The following is a 16,799-nucleotide window of genomic DNA, read 5'->3' on the forward strand; positions in this document are numbered from 1 at the left end:
TCTGAATTTCATATTAAATTATTAACAACGCATCTCATCATAATTAAATTTCTCCACTATTTTTAAGAACTCACTCTTTCTATCTCTGCACCCAACCCCTTTAATTTCTGCTCAATTGAAACATAACCTCTATCGATATGATATATATCGCTTATTGTAGTTGACCCTTCTGCAGTAAGCCCTGCCAGGATTAGCGCTGCTCCCGCTCTTAAATCTGTAGCTGTTACTTCTGACCCTGTAAATGCGTCTATACCTTCTATTACAGCACTCCTACCATCTATTTTTATATTCGCTCCCATTCTCTTGAGTTCTACGGCTTGCATAAATCTATTTTCAAATATAGTTTCTGTAATTATACTTGTGCCTTTTACAGTACATAATAAACTCATCATCTGAGCTTGCATATCTGTAGGAAATCCTGGGTATGGCATAGTCTTTATATCTACAGGTTTTAGTTTTTTCCTTCCGTCTACTATTATGCTGTTCTTATTAATTTCCATTGAGACTCCCATTTCTGTAAGCTTTGCTATTATTGGTTTTAAGTGAAGCTCATCAACACCATTAATTTTAATTAGGCTCTTTGTCATTGCAGCAGTTATCATAAATGTACCCGCTTCGATTCTGTCGTATATAGGCCTATAAACAACTTCTTTAAAATCTTTAACTCCTATAATCCTTATAGTGTCTGTTCCTTCACCACTTATTTGCGCTCCCATAGCTCTTAGAAACCTTGCTAAATCTACTATTTCTGGCTCTTCAGCTGCATTTCCTATTACCGTTTCCCCATCTGCAAGCGTCGCAGCCATCATTATATTTTCTGTAGCGCCTACCGAGGGATAATCTAAGTAAATGTTGCTGCCTCTTAGTTTCTTTGCTTTTGCTTCCACATATCCATGACCTACTGATATTTCTGCGCCTAAGGCCGCAAGTCCCTTTAAATGAAGATCAATTGGCCTAGTTCCAATATTGCATCCCCCGGGTAGTGAAATCTTGAAAGTACCAAATCTGCCAAGCATCGGTCCCATTATTAAAAAAGATGCTCTCATTCTTCTTACTAATTCGTCGTTAGCATCATTATCAAATAAGTTAGCAGTATTAATTTTAACCTTATTATTTATTCTATCTATACTAACACTTGCTTTAAGAGATTTTAGTACTTCACAAATTACAAATACATCTTCAAGCATAGGTGCATTTTCAATGGTACAATTATTACCGTTTAATATGGTTGCTACAAGTATAGGAAGCACTGAATTTTTAGCTGAACTAATATTCACTTCACCTTGTAATTTTTTCCCACCTTTTATAACTAATTTATCCATTTTTTTCCTCCATTATATTGTTAGTTTCTAATAAGTTGTAATTATTTCAGGCGTGCCAATTATAATGTACCTTCCAGATGAATAATTACATACAGCATAATTAAAATCAATTAGCTTGTTATTATTTACCTTGCTACCGTACTTTTTTGTATATGCTATAGTGCTTAGTCCATTATTTATACTTACAGTCTCAATATTGTCAGTTCCATGATACTTTAAAATTTTTATTATTCTTTCATTAACGCCATAAATATCCTCATTTACTACATTCGTGCTGATCTCTGGCATTTTTGCCTTTAAATATTGAAAATATTTAATATTCTCCCCTCTATTACCAATGCTCTTAGTAACTATATCTTTAAGAGATTCTAACCCATTTTCATTATCTATCTCGCTTATGTTTATTGTTATAACATCCTCGTTATTGTGTTTTAAAGCTTCTATATATCCCTTTAGATTTTCACTTGAAAAATCTATACAATATGAATCTTCACTTTCAGAATTCGTTAATTTTATTTCTTTAATATCAAATCCTAAATTTTGAATTAAATAATTACAAACTTGTTTTGGGTCTTCCCCCGTCATAAAAGATGTTTTCAATCCATATTCTATAGTTTTACTTTTAGTTTGTATTAATATTTCGTCAAATAAATTAACTTTCTCCTGCGCATTAGACAATACAACATTAATTTGTAAAATAATCAGACATAATACTATACACAAAAGTGCACTGCTTTTTCTTTTCATTTTCATCCCCCTACCTTTAATTAAATTGTTGACCATAATTTATTTTTTTATTCTATAAATAATGGTTTTTAAAAATTATTGCTATTAATAAAATCATCCCTCAGCACAAATGTGAAGAGGGTTATTCCATTTATTATATAGGTGGGGACATTTTAACTATTTATTTTACTATAAATCTATTCCTTATATTATTAATATATAAAATATTAATAAAAATGTGCTTAAAAGAATATAAGCACATTTCAGTTGATTTTTAAGCATAAAAAAATAGAGATAAATAAATACCCCTATCTTTTTATCTCTAGCTGTTTAACTTGATTCTCATGAGTGATCTTAAAAGGGCATTTTCTGCTCTTTTAACATCAATTCCATCCTTATGAAGCAATCTTTCTTCTGCTCTTTCCTTAGCCTCTTTTGTTCTTAAAGCGTCTATCTCTTCCGGCCATTCGCATGCACTGCATAACATTTCTACATTCCCTGTGTATACTCTTAAAATCCCTGTTGATGTAAATGCTTTAAATTCCTTGCCAGATAAATCTATAAATGTTGTAATTGTTGGTTTTAATGGTGATATCATAGGAACATGCTCGGCAAGGATACCAAATCTCCCATCCTCACCTTCTGTGTTCAGACTCAGAATTTCGCCACTATAAAACTCCTTTTCAGGAGTAATTATAGTTAGCTTTATATTATTTGCCATATAAAACACTGACCTTTCTAGGTAAATATTCTTAAAAATACCTTATTATTTAGCCATGGTTTTTGCTTTTTCTATCGCCTCTTCTATAGTTCCAACAAACATGAATGCAGCTTCTGGTAATTTATCATGCTTGCCTTCAAGTATTTCTTTAAAACCCCTTACTGTTTCTTTTACAGGCACAAACTTACCCTTCATTCCCGTAAATTGCTCAGCTACAGTAAATGGTTGAGATAAAAATCTTTGAACTTTTCTTGCCCTTAGTACTACTATTTTATCTTCTTCAGATAATTCATCAAGGCCAAGTATTGCAATAATATCTTGAAGTTCTTTATATCTTTCAAGAATATGTCTAACTTTTATTGTAACATCATAATGCTCTCTGCCAATTATCCTAGGGTCAAGCATTGTTGATGTAGATTCTAGCGGGTCTACTGCTGGATAAATCCCAAGCTCAACTATTCCACGAGATAGCACCGTAGTAGCATCAAGATGACTAAATGTAGTAGCTGGAGCAGGATCTGTTAAGTCATCTGCCGGTACATATACAGCCTGAACTGATGTAATAGAGCCTTGCTTTGTTGAAGTAATTCGTTCTTGCAATTCCCCCATTTCTGTAGCAAGTGTTGGTTGATAACCAACAGCACTTGGTATTCTGCCGAGAAGAGCAGATACTTCGGACCCAGCCTGTGTAAATCTAAATATATTATCTATAAATAACAATACGTCTTGCCCATGATCTCTAAAATGCTCTGCCATAGTAAGACCAGTTAAAGCAACTCTCATTCTAGCTCCAGGTGGCTCATTCATCTGCCCGAAAACCAAAGCTGTTTTAGATATAACTCCTGACTCTTTCATTTCATTATAAAGGTCATTACCTTCACGAGTTCTCTCGCCAACTCCGGTAAATACCGAAAGTCCATTATGCTCTTTTGCAATATTATTCATAAGTTCCTGAATAAGAACAGTTTTACCTACTCCCGCACCACCAAAAAGACCAATTTTTCCACCTTTTTGATATGGTGCTATTAAATCTATTACCTTAATACCTGTTTCAAATACTTCTGGTTCAACAGATTGTTCCTCAAAAGTTGGCGCTAATCTGTGAATAGGCATATATGTATCTACTTTAACGTCCCCCATTTCATCCATGGGCTTCCCAAGAACATTAAATAACCTTCCTAGTACTACATTTCCAACTGGTACTGTTATTGGATTACCTGTGTCAAGAGCCTCAAGTCCTCTCCTTAAACCTTCAGTACTTTCCATAGCTACTGCTCTAATAATATCATCACCAATATGCTGCTCAACTTCAGCTACAACTACCCTGTCATCCATTTGAATTTCAATACTGTTATATATATTAGGAAGACTATCTGAGTCAAACTTTATATCTATAACAGGGCCTATTATTTGAACTACTTTTCCGATATGTCCTGGCATTGTTTTCTCCCCTTTTTACCTTTGAGCTTCTGCTCCTCCAACTATTTCTGCAATCTCTTGTGTAATTGCACTTTGTCTAATTCTATTATAACTTAAATTAAGTCTATCTAGTATATCATTGGCGTTATTAGTAGCTGACCCCATTGACTCCATTCTAGCCCTGTGCTCGCTAGCTTTTGAATGCATCATCGAATTTAGCATTTTGCCACTTAGGAATAAGGCCGTAATTGCATGTAGTGTTTCTTCACTTATTGCACTAGTATCTACATAATCAATACTATTATTATCATTAATATCACAATTTAGAGGAAGTAGCTTTTCAACTTTTACTTCATTTTTCAATGCTGAAATAAGTTTTTTATAAACAATGTAGACTTCACCTACTTCACCACTAGTATACATACTAAGTGCATGATTAATAATAGTAGTAGCTTCCTTTTGAGAAGGTGGATCTGAAATTTCAACGTATTCAGCCACTGTTTCGATATTAAGCTTTTTTAATATAATTCTTCCCTTTTGACCTACAATAATTATATTGTAGTCCTCTTTACTTTCTTTTAATTTATTAATAATTTCATTTACTACTGACCAATTAAAGCCACCACAGAGACCTGTGTCTGAGGTTAATACAACATATAGTTTTTTTCTGTTATTATTTCCTCTTATGTAAATACTATCATTTTCGTAATTTTCTACAACCTGCTTAATAGTTTCTTCAAGCGCATATAGATAATTATTATTAGTATCTACTTTTTCCCTTATTTTTTTATATTTAGATGTGGCGACTAGTCCCATGGCTCTGGTTATTTTAGTAGTGTTTGTTATGGATTTTATTCTCCGTTTAATTGCAAGAAGCCCCATACCTGCCATGTCTCACCTCTCCTCCGCCTCCATAAATATATTATGGAGGCAAATTAATTATCACCTAAAGGTGGTGTATTAACTATTCCCTTGCGCAATACTGTTAATACTTTTCTATTGAAAATATTCTTTTAAACTCTTCTATAGAATCAATAAGTTGTTGTTTTATTTTATCATTTAGCGCCTTTACTTCTGCTAACTCTTTACCTACTTCTCTATGATGTGTATCCATGTACTCCAAGAATTCACTTTCGAATCTAGTTATTTGATGTACAGGAATATCCATAAGATAGTTATTAGCTCCAGCAAAGAAAATCATTACTTGCTTTTCTACTGATACTGGCATATATTGATCTTGCTTTAATATTTCAATTAATCTTTTTCCTTTTTCCAGTCTCATTTTAGCATCATGATCAAGATCCGTACCAAATTGTGCAAAAGCTGCAAGTTCCCTATATTGGGCAAGTTCTAGCCTTAAAGTTCCCGTAACTTGTTTCATAGCTTTTGTTTGAGCATTTCCGCCAACTCTTGATACAGATATTCCAGCATTAACAGCGGGTCTTTGTCCTGAATGGAACAATTCTGCCTCAAGAAATATTTGGCCATCTGTTATGGAAATAACATTAGTTGGTATATATGCTGTAACATCCCCTGCAAGAGTTTCTATTATAGGAAGGGCAGTTAATGATCCACCACCTAATTTATCTGAAAGTTTTGCTGCTCTTTCTAATAATTTTGAATGGATATAAAATACATCCCCTGGATAAGCTTCTCTGCCTGGTGGTCTACGAAGTAATAATGACATAGCTCTATAAGCTACCGCGTGCTTAGATAAATCATCATAGACTATTAATACATCTCTGCCTTTGTTCATAAAATATTCTCCCATGCTGCATCCAGCATAAGGTGCTAAATACTGAAGCGGAGCCGAATGAGAGGCTGTGGATGCTACAACTATTGTATAATCTAAGGCTCCCATTTCAGATAAGGTGTTAACAATATGTGCAACGGTAGATTGTTTTTGACCAATTGCAACATATATGCATACAACATCCTTGCCCTTCTGATTTAAAATAGTGTCTATAGTCAAGGCTGTCTTTCCTGTTTGCCTATCTCCAATTATGAGTTCCCTTTGACCTCTTCCAATTGGTACCATAGAGTCTATTGCTTTTATTCCTGTTTGAAGAGGTACTTTTACAGATTGTCTATCAATAACTCCAGGTGCTTCTACTTCTACAGCTCTTGTCTCTGTAGTTTTAATTGGACCCTTACCGTCTATTGGCACACCTAGAGAATTCACAACTCTTCCTATTAGTGCTTCCCCTACGGGAACTTCAACTACTCTGCCACTTCTCTTTACTACGTCACCTTCTTTGATACCTTCTCCACTTCCTAGAAGTACACATCCCACATTGTCTTGTTCTAAATTGAGGGCCATACCATATACTCCACCTGGGAACTCTAAAAGTTCCCCTTCCATGCAATCATCCAAACCATATACTCTGGCAATTCCATCACCTATTTGAATTATGGTTCCTGAGTCAACAGTGTCAATTTTCTTTTCATATCTTTCTATTTCTTTCTTTATAATGGATGTTATCTCTTCTGGTTTTATATTCATAAACTCACCTCTATTCCTATTTAAACATTAATTTTTTCATTTCGTCTAATTTGTTTTTTATTGTACCATCAATAACGTCATCGCCGACCCTAATATATACTCCACCTATAATGTTTTTATCCAATTTTTCATGAAAGATAATATTCTTATCATACATTTTGAATAATTTCATTCGCAAGTTTTCTTTTTCAAAATCTTTAAGTGGTATTACCGTTACAACCTCCACCAGTAGTGTATTATTACGCTCTAAGTGGATTTTTTCCATTTCTTTAAGTTTTTCTTCAGTAAACAATATTCTATCTTTTTCTATAAGAATAAGTAAGAAAGATAAAAGATCCTCATCAATTCTGCCCTTAAAAATCTTTATGAACATCTTCTTTTTTGCCGAGGTGCTTATTTGTGGGTATTTAATAACTTTAAGAAACTCAGCATCGTTCTTCATTAGCGAAACAATTTCTCTAAGGTCATTTAAATATTCTTCTACTTTTCCTTTTTCCTCAGCAACAGTGTATAGTGCTAGTGCATATCTCTTGTCTAAGTATTCATACATATTAGCTACCTACCTTAAATATAAAATCCTCAATCAATCTTCTATGTTCTTTTTCATCTATATGCTGCTCTAGAGCTTTTTCAGACAATATTAAAGATAAATCTATAACTTGTTTTTTAATTTCACTTTGTGCTTTTTCTTTTTCTCTTTCAATTTCGACTCTTGATCTTTCAATAATAAGTATAGCTTCTTGCTTCGCATCTTCGATCAATTCGCCAGATATTTTTTCTGCTTTTTGCTTGTATATTTCTACTATTTCCTTACCTTCTTTTTTTGCTAACTTTAATTTTTCACCATTTTCTATTTTCAATCTGTTAGCTTCTTCTGTATCACTTTTTGCTTTTTTAAAAGAAGAATCTAATTCTTGTTTTCTTTCATCTAAAATCTTATTTACTGGTATAAACAGATAACGTTTAGCAATGAAAAGTAGTATAAGGAAATTTACCATTGCAGCTGTAATATTACCTAAATCCATTTCTATCATATAAAATCACGGTTTATCAAGTTTTTTTCCCCTTATGCAAACCGAGAATTTCACCTACCTTCCCTTTACTATTTCTTTTTAGCCTTTCACACCAAGTAAAATTAATAATAACGCTATTAAGAAACCATAGATAGCTGTTGCTTCAGATAGAGCTCCACCTATAACTAACGCTCTAATTATTTTATCACTAGCCTCTGGCTGTTTTGCAATACCCTCTACAGCCTTTGCTGTAGCATTTCCTGTTCCTATTCCACCACCTATAACCCCGATAGCTGCTATTCCCGCTCCTATTGCTGACATTCCTGCTATAAATCCTGCTGAATCCATAAAATATTCCTCCTATTAATTTTTATTTTAATGTTCTGAAATTATTACAATATTAATCATTGTTAGCATTACAAAAATAACCATTTGAATAGTGCCATCAAATAAATCAAAATACATATGTAATGGTATTGGTATTCCAAGTTGCGCTACCCAAGTAATTTTACTCAGTCCACCATACACTAATTCCATAATTATAGTTGCCGCAAACATATTTCCAAATAATCTTAGACTTAAAGATACCGGTAGCATAATTCTCTCCATTATATTTATTGGAAGTAATAAGGGTAATGGCTTTGCATATCCAGTAAAATAATGCATTATACCGGCTTTTTTAATTGTATAGCCTTGTATAACTAAAAATGTAATTAAGCTCATTCCCAAAGTTACACTATAATCTGTAGTAGGCGGCTTTATTCCAAATAAGCCTACCAAATTCATCGATAAAAGGTAAATTCCTAGCGTACCTATAAATGGAACGAAATTCTTGAAACTTTTACCCATAGTCTCCTGTACTGTTTCTTCCACAAATTCTACAAGCATTTCAACTATGCTTTGTTTTTTGTCTGGTATTTTTTTAAGATTTCTATTAATAAATGCTATTAGTATGCTCAGCCCCAAAACTATTACCCACTGTACTATTAAACTCTGTGTAATTTGAAAATTATATCCAAATAAATTCACACTAGGCAATTGTGCAATTTCTCCCACTTACTCACTTCCCTTCACACTCTTTTATATTAATTCCGTAAAGTACTAGAGAAATAAATTGTGAAGTATACCCTAATATAAACGCAATTATAGCAAAATTCAAATAATTAAAAACCAATAAGCCTATTCCACATACTATAATTACCCTAAAGAACAATCCAAAAAAGGTAATAAATCCATACTTATTTTTTACTTTACTAAATATAAAATTAACAGATATCAAATTAAATAATAAACTAATACTTGCTACCATTAGACCTAACAAAAAAAATACTGCGTATTTTTTTTCAATAAAATAAATTAGAGTAGTTCCAATGAGTGCAATGAAAAAATTAAAGAAATTAATTTTCTTATACATCTGCGCAGACTTAATATTCACTTTTTTTATTCTCCTCACTATTTACTAACAAATCCAATTATAGTCTACTAATTTTTATAAATAAAACCTAGAATTTCTCAATTTTTCGAGATATGAGTGCATTTAAGTCGGTTTTTTCGAGGAAATCTCATGTTTGCTCTGAATATGTCTATATTGTGATATATTCCGGCTTATCAAATAATTTGCAATTACAATTATTCAATTAATTTATTTCTTTTAATATACTTAATATTCTCAATATTTATAATATTAATGCATAAGATTTTAATACTGTTGATTTCACTGCCCTTTAAGAACTTTTTTAAATAAATTATATTTAGTTAAACATTTACAAAAACTCTATAAAAAAATCTACCATCATTATAATTGTTCTTTTTTTCAATACAATTGCAAGATTTTATTTTTTTTATTTTCAAAAATTCTAGTAATTTCTTTTTTTATTTCAATTATTTTAACATCCAGTAATGCAAATATACATTAAATTACTCTTATTACGCTAGTTATAGGCTTTTTAATACTACATATGAGGATAAACAATACATTTAAGCACCTCTGGTTATCGTAGCCTAATATGATTTTTTTAACATTAGAAACTTTATTTCGAAAATTATTTTTTTTGTATAAATGCTAAAAAAATAGGTTTAAGAATTTAATTTATAAATTCTTAAACCTATTTTAATAAGCTTTTAACAAATCTTAAAATATTTTAATAGTGAATCTACTATTTTAACAGAAGCATTTCCATCACCATAAGGATTAATTGATGTGCTCATACGATTATACTCCTCTTCATTTCTTAGAAGCATATTAGCATTTAATATAATTTCCTGTACTTTTGTCCCTACTAGCCTTACTGTACCAGCCTTCTGAGCCTCTACTCTCTCCGTAACATCCCTAAGTACTAAAACTGGCTTACACAGGTGGGGAGCTTCTTCTTGAATTCCTCCTGAGTCAGTCATTACTAGGTAACATTTCTTCATTAAATTATGCATTTCGTCCGTGTCGATAGGCTGGAGCAAATGTATTCTATCCTCACCTTTTAAAATTCTGTCAACCACATCTTTCACTACTGGATTCGGATGAACTAGATACAATACTTCTACGTCTTCATTTTCGCGGACAACAATTTTCAGTGCATTACATATATTTTCAATTCCAGCTCCCCAATTTTCTCTCCTATGCGCTGTAACCATTATTACTTTTTTATTTTTATAGTCTATTTCATTTAGCTCACAATTTTCAAAAATATAGTCTTCCTTAATAGTAAACTTCATAGCATCTATAACTGTATTCCCCGTAACAAAAATAGCACTTTCCTCTATTCCCTCCCTTAATAGGTTTTCTTTAGAGGTAGTAGTGGGCGCAAAGTGTAAATCTGCAAGGGTCCCAGTTAATTTTCTATTAATTTCTTCTGGATAAGGGAAAAACTTATTATGAGTTCTTAGACCAGCTTCTACATGTCCAACGGGGATCTTTCTATAAAAAGCTGCAAGAGACGCAGCAAATGTTGTGGTAGTATCTCCATGTACTAGCACCATATCCGGCTTCTCGCTCTCAAAGATTTCCTCTAGACCTTGAAGCACAGAGCATGTTATCCCTGTTAAGCTTTGTTTTGATTTCATTATGTTTAAGTCATACTGAGGCTCTATGTTAAAAAGTTCCAAGACTTGGTCTAATAGTTCTCTGTGCTGAGCAGTTACACATACCACGCATTGTATTCGAGAATTTTTTTTTAATTCTTTAACTAGAGGTGCCATTTTTATAGCCTCAGGTCTTGTACCAAATATCACTATAACTTTAATATTTTCCACCAGGGTAACCTCCTAATTTAACTCAATTTAAATTACAATCACAAGAAAATAGCATTTATTAAATTCAAAGATATACAAATTACTCTTTGTGCTTAAAAATACCATATTTCCAAGCTGTCGAAACTGTTATCACCATTACTAATGCTAACATAAAGTAAGCCCTTTGATTGCTCATTTGCATTGCTATAATGGCAATCCCACCTAGCACAGCACTTATAAAATACATAATAATGACCGCTTGCTTTTGGCTAAGTCCCATATCCAAAAGCCGATGGTGCAAATGACCTTTGTCTGCTTGCATTATAGATTTCCCATTAGCTTTCCTTCTAATCATGGCAAAAAGGGTGTCATAAATAGGCAATGCAAAAGCTAGAATCGGCACCGCTATAACAAATGCCGTTGCAGATTTAATAGCACTTTCAATTGAAATTGCGGCTAGTAGAAAACCTAGTAATTGAGAGCCCGTATCCCCCATAAAAATAGATGCCGGATTGAAATTATATGGTAAAAACCCTAAAACCGCCCCACTTAACACCGCAGTTAAAAATGCCGCCTCCAGTCTTCCATTTATTATGGAAACTATCATTAAAGTAACACAGGATATAAATGCTATTCCTGCTGCGAGTCCATCTAATCCATCTATTAGATTAAAAGCATTAGTCACACCTATAATCCATATTATCGTTACAGGAATACTTACCCATCCTATGTTTAAATAAGGATAAAATTCTCTAAAAGGATTAGTTAAAATTGATATTTTTATGCCTGATACTAAAAGACATGCAGCAGCCATTACTTGTATTAAAAGCTTGTATTTAGGACTTAACTCTTTTATATCATCTATCATGCCGCCAACAACGATTATCGTTGCACCGACAATTATACCTAGTTGAGACTTTGTTAAAATACCATTATATAAAATTACTCCTATAACAAAAGATATATATATTGCAAGTCCACCCATAACCGGAACAGGTTTTTTGTGAACTCGCCTTTCATCTTTAGGAATATCAATGGCATTAACAACTATTGCAAATTTCTTAATTAAGGGGGTAATTATAAAAGAAATTAAAGCTGTGATTATCGCTAAAATATAAATATTAATCATAAAAAAAACCTTTCTTTCACAAAAACAGTGTTTTTATTTGATAAATATAAATTAAATCATCACCTAGGTGCTGATATATTAATATCCACCATCACCTTGAAGTGAGTCATCATTTTCTATCCATTTCTCTACATATACAATTTTATACTGTATTTTGTCATCTCTAATTATTACTTTTTCTATACCTGCATTAATTATAAATCTCTTACATAAGGAGCAAGGGGACGCATTATTAACTAATTCACCACTATTTACTTCTTTTCCAACTAAATACAAGGTCGCCCCTATCATATCATTTCTGCGAGCTGATATAATTGCATTTTGTTCTGCATGTACTGATCTACAAAGCTCATACCTTGTGCCTCTTGGAATTTTTAACTCTTCTCTTCTACAAACTCCTAAATCACAACAATTCACTCTGCCTCTAGGCGCTCCAGTATATCCCGTAGACATAATTTCATCATTTTTCACTATTATAGCTGCAAAATTTCTCCGCATACAAGTTCCTCGTTCAGATATGGTTTCGCATATATCTAAATAATAATTATGTTTGTCAATTCTTACCATAAATATACCTCACATAAATATATTTTAATTATGTAGATGAGAAATCAAAATCTAAATCTATAATCTAATAATCAATCCCTATCATTTTACACTAAAAAATTAAGAATTTAAAGTGTTTAATCTGCTATATATATAAATTTACTATAAATTAAAAAAAGCATATATTATTTTTAATAATATATGCTTTCTAAAAAAACTTAAATATAGAGAAAATATAGTTTTAAAGTATGGATTATAGATTTAAATTATTACTCCATTTATACCAATAGTTACCTCTTTGTATGGTACGATTATTCCAGCCTCAAGCATAGCTCCCTTTACGCAGCTAACAATCCCTGCGCAACAAGGTACCTCCATTCTCACCACTGTGATACTCTTAATATCATTATTTTTTAATATTTCTACGATTTTCTCTTTGTAATACTCATTATCATCAAGCTTTGGACAGCCTATTAGTGTTACTCTTCCCTTTATAAATTCTTTATGGAAATTCCCATAAGCGTAAGCTGTGCAATCTGCGGCAATTAATATATCCGCGCCATTTAAAAATCCAGCCTTAGTATTAACTAACTTTAGCTGTACTGGCCATTGATTTAACTCAGAAGCTACTGAGCCCTCTGCATCGTTATTTATTTTAGTTGATACTTTTTTTATATTTAAATCAATATTTCTTTTGATGGACTTTTCCATTGTACCAGGACACCCACAAGGCAAATTAGGCTTTACACTTTGTAGATCTTTTTTTATTTCAACAGCCTGAAGGTCATAATCTACAGCTTCTCTTTGGATTATTTTAATAGCATCTGTAGGGCATTGAGGTAAACAATCTCCTAGTCCGTCACAATACTCATCACTTATTAATTTAGCCTTACCGTCAACGAGCTCTATGGCTCCTTCATGACAGCCACTTATACATATTCCACAACCATTACATTTACTTTCATCTATACTAATAATATCTCTTTTCATTTTAACTCCTCCTGATTTTTTTATATATTTTTTTAAGTCTCATTAAAATAACTAGCACTTAATTTTATTAAATATTTCATTTGTTTTCATGTACCCCAGTGATAATTTAATTGACTGCCTATAGAAATTATATTAGAATTACTTATGATAATATGTAACTCATGTTACCAAATTGAAAATTTGAGGGTGATTTTATGGATAAACTAATAGATTGTTTAAAGCATTGTATTTTATTTAAAGACTTGACGGTTGCAGAATTGCAAAATTTAATTAAGAATATAAACTACTCCATTTCCGATAACTGTAAAAACTGTTTTGAATGCCGTACTTGTATAGTGGCATTAGAGGGTGACATCTGTGAATCACTCGGAATTGTAATCCAAGGCGAGCTGGAAGTACAAAAACATTATGCTAGTGGAAAAGTAGTTACATTGGCAAAATTAAATAGAGGTAAAACCTTTGGTGAGGCGATAGCTTTTTCAGAAACAAATATATACCCAGCTACTATAATATCTTCTAAAGGCGCAATTATACTTTATATTTCAAAAAAAGATATTATAGCTATGTGTAGCGCCTACCCTAAAGTATTGAATAATTTTATGCAACTTCTATCAAGTAAAATCCTTTTATTAAATAAAAAAATTAAAGAACTATCCTTTGAGACACTAAGGCAAAAAATATCGAATTACTTAATTTCTCAATATGAGATTCAAAACACCACAGCACTTACACTTTCTATGTCTAGAAAAAGCCTTGCTGAGCATCTAGGTGTTCAAAGACCATCCCTTTCCAGAGAATTTGTTAATATGAAGGCAGATGGCTTAATAGATTTCAATAAGAGCTTAGTCCAAATAAAAGATCTAGATGGCCTTAAGGATATATTAGTTTAATTGTGGCATGGTAGATTTTTTCCAGTAAATATTAAATTTTACTTGATAATTATTATCCATTCGTGTATAGTTAATATTGTAGGTAATTTAAGTATTAAATTCCTAACTAATCAGTAAACTATACTACTTATAGTAATTGTTATCTGACGCAATAGAATGCCAGGGTAGATAACAATTAATAGTTATTATCTACTTAATAGAACTAAGAGGGGGAAAATAAAAATGAAAAAATTTGTTTGTACAGTATGTGGATATATCCATGAAGGAGACTTAGCACCTGATGTTTGTCCAATTTGTGGTGCAAAAAGTGATAAGTTTATAGAGCAAGATGATAATGAGATGTCTTGGGCAGATGAACATAAAATCGGAGTTGCTAAAGATGCAAGTTCAGAAGTCGTAGAAGCATTAAGGGCTAACTTTATTGGAGAATGTACTGAAGTTGGTATGTATTTAGCAATGAGTCGTCAAGCTGATAGAGAAGGTTTTCCAGAAGTCGCAGAAGCTTATAAGCGAATAGCTTTTGAAGAAGCTGATCACGCTTCAAAATTCGCTGAACTTCTTGGAGAAGTTGTAACATCAGATACTAAGAAAAACCTTGAAATGAGAGTCGCTGCCGAACATGGCGCTTGCCAAGGTAAGAAAGACTTAGCTACTTTAGCTAAAAAACTTAACTATGATGCAATCCATGATACAGTACATGAAATGTGCAAAGATGAAGCACGTCACGGTTCAGCCTTTAAGGGTTTACTTAATAGATATTTTCAATAAGATTTAATTAAGTAAAAAAATAAAAGCAACTTACAGATGATTTTCTGTAAGTTGCTTTTTAAACTTTCATAGTTAATTTATAGTAATCAATTATTTAGTGCCGAACAATCTGTCTCCAGCATCTCCAAGACCTGGTACTATATATCCTTTTTCATTTAATTTCTCATCAATTGAAGCTACATATATATCCACATCTGGGTGCGCATCCGTAATAGCCTTAATTCCCTCTGGTGCAGCTATAAGACACATGATTCTTATATTTATAGCTCCTCTTTTTTTAAGCGCTGATATTGCATCTATTGCAGAACCTCCAGTAGCAATCATAGGATCTGTAATAATTACATCTCTTTCATTAATATCCTGAGGTAATTTACAGAAATATTCAACTGGTTGCAATGTTTCCTCATTTCTATACATTCCTATGTGTCCTACCTTAGCTGCCGGTATAATTTTTAGCATACCATCAACCATTCCGAGTCCTGCTCTGAGTATTGGAACTATAGCCATTTTCTTTCCAGCTAAAATACTACATTTAGTAGTACAAATAGGAGTTTCAATTTCTACTTCTTCTAATTGTATGTCACGTGTAACCTCATAAGCCATTAGCATAGCGACCTCTTGAACTAAGTCTCTAAAATCCTTTGAACCTGTGTTTTTATCTCTTATGTACGCCAATTTGTGTTGTATAAGGGGATGTGTTATTTGTGTTACTTTACTCATATATATTACCTCCTAATATTTTTAAAGTTTATTTAGACTATTTTTTCTCAATTTCAGTGATTTTATCAATTCTTTTTTGGTGTCTTTCTCCTTGAAATTTAGCACTTATAAATGCATCAACTATATCTAGTGCTAAACCAACACCAATAACCCTCTCGCCAAGAGTAAGTATGTTAGCATTATTATGCTCCCTGGTAGCATGAGCGCTAAAAGTATCATGACATAACGCAGCCCTTATACCAGGGACTTTATTAGCAGCGATGCCTATACCTATACCTGTGCCACATATTAATATGCCTAGTTCAAACTTTTCTGCTACTACTACCTCTGCAACTTTTAATGCATAATCCGGATAATCGCAAGAATCTTCAGTATAAGTACCAAAGTCTTTTATCTCAATATTTTTACTCTCTAGATGTAGGATTATCTGTTTCTTTAAATTTAAACCACCATGATCACTACCCAATGCTATTTTCATAGTAAAACACCTCCAAGATATATTTTCTTATTAAAAGATATTATACAAAAAAGAAGATATCAGTATTTAAATATACTATTTAAATACCATTATCTTCCTTGTATTATCCCATAATAAGAATACATTATTCTTTAATCCATCAAAAAACTTTGAATAAATTGTAGTATACGTAACATATGTTCCAATATTATTTACAGTAAATATTTCATTGCAAATAGCTTCTCTAATATAGCTTTTTCGCATTTTATCATTACAAATATATAATATATCCATAGTTCCTCCTCTTATTCATCTGGGTCATATAACAATTATCAATTGTTATATGCCTCGTATTTCTCTGGAATAGACG

20 protein-coding genes are annotated in these 16,799 nt (G+C 32.2%); 2 read left to right on the forward strand and 18 right to left on the reverse strand.

What is annotated here, in order from left to right; translation table 11 throughout:
* Window positions 1-62: 62 nt before the first annotated feature.
* The 15 genes from murA to KPL50_RS06265 form a co-directional block, all read right to left on the reverse strand.
* Window positions 63-1,322: a UDP-N-acetylglucosamine 1-carboxyvinyltransferase gene (gene murA / locus KPL50_RS06195; RefSeq protein WP_216297585.1), complete on the reverse strand. Its 1,260-nt coding sequence runs from the start codon at window positions 1,320-1,322 to the stop codon at window positions 63-65.
* A 27-nt stretch (window positions 1,323-1,349) separates the two neighbouring features.
* Window positions 1,350-2,069: a YwmB family TATA-box binding protein gene (locus KPL50_RS06200; protein ID WP_216297586.1), complete on the reverse strand. Its 720-nt coding sequence runs from the start codon at window positions 2,067-2,069 to the stop codon at window positions 1,350-1,352.
* A 301-nt stretch (window positions 2,070-2,370) separates the two neighbouring features.
* Window positions 2,371-2,769 carry a F0F1 ATP synthase subunit epsilon gene (locus KPL50_RS06205; RefSeq protein WP_216297587.1) on the reverse strand — a complete coding sequence of 133 codons (399 nt, stop codon included), beginning with the start codon at window positions 2,767-2,769 and terminating at the stop codon, window positions 2,371-2,373.
* A 45-nt stretch (window positions 2,770-2,814) separates the two neighbouring features.
* Window positions 2,815-4,209: a F0F1 ATP synthase subunit beta gene (atpD, locus tag KPL50_RS06210; RefSeq protein ID WP_216297588.1), complete on the reverse strand. Its 1,395-nt coding sequence runs from the start codon at window positions 4,207-4,209 to the stop codon at window positions 2,815-2,817.
* A gap of 15 nt (window positions 4,210-4,224) precedes the next feature.
* Window positions 4,225-5,079 (reverse strand): ATP synthase F1 subunit gamma, encoded by an 855-nt coding sequence (atpG, locus tag KPL50_RS06215; RefSeq protein WP_216297589.1) that lies wholly within the window; start codon window positions 5,077-5,079, stop codon window positions 4,225-4,227.
* Window positions 5,080-5,173: 94 nt separating this feature from the next.
* Window positions 5,174-6,691: a F0F1 ATP synthase subunit alpha gene (gene atpA / locus KPL50_RS06220; protein ID WP_216297590.1), complete on the reverse strand. Its 1,518-nt coding sequence runs from the start codon at window positions 6,689-6,691 to the stop codon at window positions 5,174-5,176.
* 16 nt (window positions 6,692-6,707) lie between these two features.
* A complete protein-coding gene (locus tag KPL50_RS06225; protein WP_216297591.1) occupies window positions 6,708-7,241 on the reverse strand; it encodes a F0F1 ATP synthase subunit delta in 534 nt (177 codons plus the stop codon).
* A gap of 1 nt (window position 7,242) precedes the next feature.
* On the reverse strand, window positions 7,243-7,722 hold the full coding sequence (locus tag KPL50_RS06230; protein ID WP_375372906.1) for a F0F1 ATP synthase subunit B: 480 nt from the start codon (window positions 7,720-7,722) through the stop codon (window positions 7,243-7,245).
* Between the two features lie 81 nt (window positions 7,723-7,803).
* Window positions 7,804-8,052, reverse strand: coding sequence for an ATP synthase F0 subunit C (gene atpE, locus KPL50_RS06235; protein ID WP_216158274.1), 249 nt, complete (start codon window positions 8,050-8,052; stop codon window positions 7,804-7,806).
* Between the two features lie 27 nt (window positions 8,053-8,079).
* Complete coding sequence (locus KPL50_RS06240) at window positions 8,080-8,760, reverse strand: F0F1 ATP synthase subunit A (protein ID WP_216297592.1); 681 nt, start codon at window positions 8,758-8,760, stop codon at window positions 8,080-8,082.
* A 4-nt stretch (window positions 8,761-8,764) separates the two neighbouring features.
* Window positions 8,765-9,139, reverse strand: coding sequence for a hypothetical protein (locus tag KPL50_RS06245; protein ID WP_216297593.1), 375 nt, complete (start codon window positions 9,137-9,139; stop codon window positions 8,765-8,767).
* 686 nt (window positions 9,140-9,825) lie between these two features.
* Window positions 9,826-10,950, reverse strand: a complete 1,125-nt coding sequence (gene wecB, locus KPL50_RS06250; protein ID WP_216297594.1) for a non-hydrolyzing UDP-N-acetylglucosamine 2-epimerase — start codon at window positions 10,948-10,950, stop codon at window positions 9,826-9,828.
* Between the two features lie 79 nt (window positions 10,951-11,029).
* Window positions 11,030-12,058: a glycosyltransferase family 4 protein gene (locus tag KPL50_RS06255; protein WP_216297595.1), complete on the reverse strand. Its 1,029-nt coding sequence runs from the start codon at window positions 12,056-12,058 to the stop codon at window positions 11,030-11,032.
* A 78-nt stretch (window positions 12,059-12,136) separates the two neighbouring features.
* Window positions 12,137-12,625 carry a deaminase gene (locus KPL50_RS06260; protein WP_216297596.1) on the reverse strand — a complete coding sequence of 163 codons (489 nt, stop codon included), beginning with the start codon at window positions 12,623-12,625 and terminating at the stop codon, window positions 12,137-12,139.
* A 240-nt stretch (window positions 12,626-12,865) separates the two neighbouring features.
* Window positions 12,866-13,594, reverse strand: a complete 729-nt coding sequence (locus tag KPL50_RS06265; RefSeq protein WP_216297597.1) for an ATP-binding protein — start codon at window positions 13,592-13,594, stop codon at window positions 12,866-12,868.
* A gap of 194 nt (window positions 13,595-13,788) precedes the next feature.
* Here KPL50_RS06265 and KPL50_RS06270 point away from each other — a divergent pair, with 194 nt between their 5' ends.
* On the forward strand, window positions 13,789-14,484 hold the full coding sequence (locus KPL50_RS06270) for a Crp/Fnr family transcriptional regulator (protein ID WP_216297598.1): 696 nt from the start codon (window positions 13,789-13,791) through the stop codon (window positions 14,482-14,484).
* A gap of 222 nt (window positions 14,485-14,706) precedes the next feature.
* Window positions 14,707-15,252 (forward strand): NADH peroxidase, encoded by a 546-nt coding sequence (locus tag KPL50_RS06275; RefSeq protein ID WP_216297599.1) that lies wholly within the window; start codon window positions 14,707-14,709, stop codon window positions 15,250-15,252.
* 90 nt (window positions 15,253-15,342) lie between these two features.
* Here KPL50_RS06275 and upp read toward each other — a convergent pair whose 3' ends face one another.
* From upp to KPL50_RS06290, 3 genes are all read right to left on the reverse strand, one after another.
* Window positions 15,343-15,972, reverse strand: coding sequence for a uracil phosphoribosyltransferase (gene upp, locus KPL50_RS06280; RefSeq protein WP_216297600.1), 630 nt, complete (start codon window positions 15,970-15,972; stop codon window positions 15,343-15,345).
* 37 nt (window positions 15,973-16,009) lie between these two features.
* On the reverse strand, window positions 16,010-16,450 hold the full coding sequence (gene rpiB, locus KPL50_RS06285; protein ID WP_216297601.1) for a ribose 5-phosphate isomerase B: 441 nt from the start codon (window positions 16,448-16,450) through the stop codon (window positions 16,010-16,012).
* Between the two features lie 75 nt (window positions 16,451-16,525).
* Entirely contained in the window at window positions 16,526-16,723 is a 198-nt protein-coding gene (locus tag KPL50_RS06290; protein WP_216297602.1) for a hypothetical protein, read from the reverse strand.
* Window positions 16,724-16,799 lie beyond the last annotated feature (76 nt).

Origin of the sequence: Clostridium sp. CF012, assembly GCF_018861755.1 — a bacterium.
Taxonomy (GTDB): Bacteria; Bacillota; Clostridia; order Clostridiales; family Clostridiaceae; genus Clostridium_AD.

Coding starts and splice junctions, on each gene's coding strand:
- KPL50_RS06265 (WP_216297597.1), bottom strand. CDS start 13,594: ATGAAAAGAGATATTATTAGTATAGATGAAAGTAAATGTAATGGTTGT.
- KPL50_RS06225 (WP_216297591.1), bottom strand. CDS start 7,241: ATGTATGAATACTTAGACAAGAGATATGCACTAGCACTATACACTGTT.
- rpiB (WP_216297601.1), bottom strand. CDS start 16,450: ATGAAAATAGCATTGGGTAGTGATCATGGTGGTTTAAATTTAAAGAAA.
- atpG (WP_216297589.1), bottom strand. CDS start 5,079: ATGGCAGGTATGGGGCTTCTTGCAATTAAACGGAGAATAAAATCCATA.
- atpD (WP_216297588.1), bottom strand. CDS start 4,209: ATGCCAGGACATATCGGAAAAGTAGTTCAAATAATAGGCCCTGTTATA.
- atpA (WP_216297590.1), bottom strand. CDS start 6,691: ATGAATATAAAACCAGAAGAGATAACATCCATTATAAAGAAAGAAATA.
- KPL50_RS06270 (WP_216297598.1), top strand. CDS start 13,789: ATGGATAAACTAATAGATTGTTTAAAGCATTGTATTTTATTTAAAGAC.
- KPL50_RS06255 (WP_216297595.1), bottom strand. CDS start 12,058: ATGATTAATATTTATATTTTAGCGATAATCACAGCTTTAATTTCTTTT.
- KPL50_RS06290 (WP_216297602.1), bottom strand. CDS start 16,723: ATGGATATATTATATATTTGTAATGATAAAATGCGAAAAAGCTATATT.
- KPL50_RS06260 (WP_216297596.1), bottom strand. CDS start 12,625: ATGGTAAGAATTGACAAACATAATTATTATTTAGATATATGCGAAACC.
- KPL50_RS06200 (WP_216297586.1), bottom strand. CDS start 2,069: ATGAAAAGAAAAAGCAGTGCACTTTTGTGTATAGTATTATGTCTGATT.
- KPL50_RS06275 (WP_216297599.1), top strand. CDS start 14,707: ATGAAAAAATTTGTTTGTACAGTATGTGGATATATCCATGAAGGAGAC.
- upp (WP_216297600.1), bottom strand. CDS start 15,972: ATGAGTAAAGTAACACAAATAACACATCCCCTTATACAACACAAATTG.
- murA (WP_216297585.1), bottom strand. CDS start 1,322: ATGGATAAATTAGTTATAAAAGGTGGGAAAAAATTACAAGGTGAAGTG.
- KPL50_RS06205 (WP_216297587.1), bottom strand. CDS start 2,769: ATGGCAAATAATATAAAGCTAACTATAATTACTCCTGAAAAGGAGTTT.
- atpE (WP_216158274.1), bottom strand. CDS start 8,052: ATGGATTCAGCAGGATTTATAGCAGGAATGTCAGCAATAGGAGCGGGA.